This window comes from Terrisporobacter othiniensis (assembly GCF_000808015.1).
GTDB classification, from domain to species: domain Bacteria; phylum Bacillota; class Clostridia; order Peptostreptococcales; family Peptostreptococcaceae; genus Terrisporobacter; species Terrisporobacter muris.
This window is the reverse complement of record NZ_JWHR01000107.1, coordinates 1-2,216: the sequence shown is the minus strand read 5'-3', so window position 1 is coordinate 2,216 and position 2,216 is coordinate 1. Positions and strand designations below refer to the sequence as shown.

The window sequence follows — 2,216 nt, the reverse complement described above, 5'->3', positions numbered from 1 at the left end:
CTATCTATATATACATCACCGCAATAAATATTAACTTCTTTTATTCCTAATATTTCTCCTAGTTGAATAGATACATAATTTTGTGAACTTATATTCAATTTCTGTAAATTTTTAACTTCACTAGGCAATGATAAAGATCCGCTAGAAGTATCAAAAGAAAATTCATCTAAAAATATATCATTTTCTACCATCAATGCCCCACTTTCACTTGTTACTTTTAAATTAACATCCTCTGGAACATATATTACTATCATATTAGTATGATTTGAGAAAGTATTTTCTAAAAGTTTAGAAGTAAAGTCATCAATACTTTTTATTTTTTCAATTGATAAATCTTTATCTACTTCTTTTACATATAATATTTTATTATTATCTGTAATCTGTATATCCATATTTTCATAAAGACCTTTTGCTTTAACTATTACCTTATTCGAACTACTTTTCATAATTTTCGTATTAACATAATTAGTATCTATATTTAATTCATCTATGTCTATATTCTTTTCATATATGGTATTTTCTTCATTTACTTTTTCATCAAAGTCTTGCAACTTATTTATAAAATAAGGCATAGAGAAAAATCCTGACCATATTGTTCCAATCAGTCCTACTATAATTAGAACTATGGCAAATATTGATAGTTTTTTATTCATTATCTTTGCCTCCTTTATATTCTTCCATATTCATATCTTCTTTTGCTTTACTTGCATTAATATATATTTTTCTTGTTTTGACCCAATTAATATATGTTTTATAAATTTTTTTCATATACTTTACTATGAATACAAATACTTGCCATGCAAGAATTTGAAAACCTATAGATAAGAAAATAAAGAAGCATGCTATTTCTGATGCTGCCCAAGAAAAACTAATCATTAATGGTATGGTTACTAAAAAAGTAATTAAAGATAAAGCCAGCATACCTGCTATGAATGCCATAAAACATACAGCCATAAAAGCTGGTATAATTAATAGCAATGACAATAAAAATAATATAACTCTTACACCTTTATTAGATAATGAGTTATCATTACTTAGACTAGGTGTCAACTTTTCTTCTAAAAAATCTTTACATTTAAAACAAGATTCTTTTATTTTTCTTTTAGAGTTTATATATATATCTTCTATTTTATCTTTTTTATTATTTGTTCTATCCTCATCTTTAATTTGATTAATCAAATCTCTTGCTATTGACTTTGGAGACCCAAGAGCTGCAATAGTATCCAAATCACTTTTTCCTTCTATTTCACTGTTTACAAAATACTCTTCATAGTCTCTTATTATGTCATTTATTTCATCTTCTGAAAAATCCTTTTTTAAGTAATCTCTTAAAATATCTAAGAACTCTTTTCTATTCACAATCTATACCTCCTTCATCATTTAAAATTAAATTTACTGCACCTACAAAATCATTCCATTCATTGATCATTTTATTTAAATAATCTTTTCCAGCATCGGTTACTTTATAATACTTTCTAGCCGGACCCTCACTAGATTCTAATATATATGCCTCAAAAAACGCATCCTTTGTTAATCTTCTTAATATGGGATATATAGTACCTTCATTTACATTAATAACTTTTGATATATTTTGTACAATTTCATAGCCATACATATCCTTCTTGCTTATTAGAGCCAGAACACATATTTCTAATACGCCTTTTCTAAACTGGGTATTCATATATCTTCTCCTTTCAAATTTTATACGAGCAAATTAGTAACTATATTATTAACTACTGTGTATTAAACAATACTATGTTAAACTTATTATGTATTAATATTAGCATAGTACTATGTAAAGCACAATAGTTCTTTTATTAAGGTTTTCTTACAAAAAATTACAAGTTATTTCACTTGTAATTTAGGTTTTATTAAATTAACGTATATATCCCAAGTAAAAATTGTATGCAATAAAGCAAATAAAGAGCATTATTAAAAACCTTTCAATAGCTACTAGTAATATTTCCACTATATTTAAATTAATTATTGTTTTTTTTATAAAAGGTATTAAAAAACTAATGCTTATACATTGAAGACTTATAAATAATCCCATCATTATCTTACTTATATAATAAGTATCTTTACTTATTATTTTTATGGCTAAAATATTATTAAAAATATTCAAATTAACTATATTTGACATTAATTTACTGTTCGGAATGTTAAGTTTAGAAGTAAGTATGTAGACGATGCTATTTATTATATCAATTATAAGA

Annotated in this window: 4 protein-coding genes; all 4 read right to left on the bottom strand. The window is 24.4% G+C overall.

Annotation, left to right across the window (positions count from 1 at the left end):
* On the bottom strand, positions 1–653 hold a 653-nt coding region (locus QX51_RS11740), incomplete at its 3' end, for a DUF4097 family beta strand repeat-containing protein (protein WP_039680105.1).
* Positions 646–1,359, bottom strand: a complete 714-nt coding sequence (locus QX51_RS11735) for a DUF1700 domain-containing protein (RefSeq protein ID WP_039680104.1) — start codon at positions 1,357–1,359, stop codon at positions 646–648. The genes QX51_RS11740 and QX51_RS11735, both read right to left, overlap by 8 nt.
* The gene (locus QX51_RS11730; protein WP_039680103.1) at positions 1,352–1,681 is read right to left on the bottom strand and encodes a PadR family transcriptional regulator; all 330 of its coding nucleotides are present in this window, start codon (positions 1,679–1,681) and stop codon (positions 1,352–1,354) included. Before QX51_RS11730 ends, QX51_RS11735 begins: the two co-directional genes overlap by 8 nt.
* A 195-nt stretch (positions 1,682–1,876) precedes the next feature.
* Positions 1,877–2,216: hypothetical protein (locus QX51_RS20970; protein WP_039680102.1), on the bottom strand; the 340-nt coding region annotated here is incomplete at its 5' end.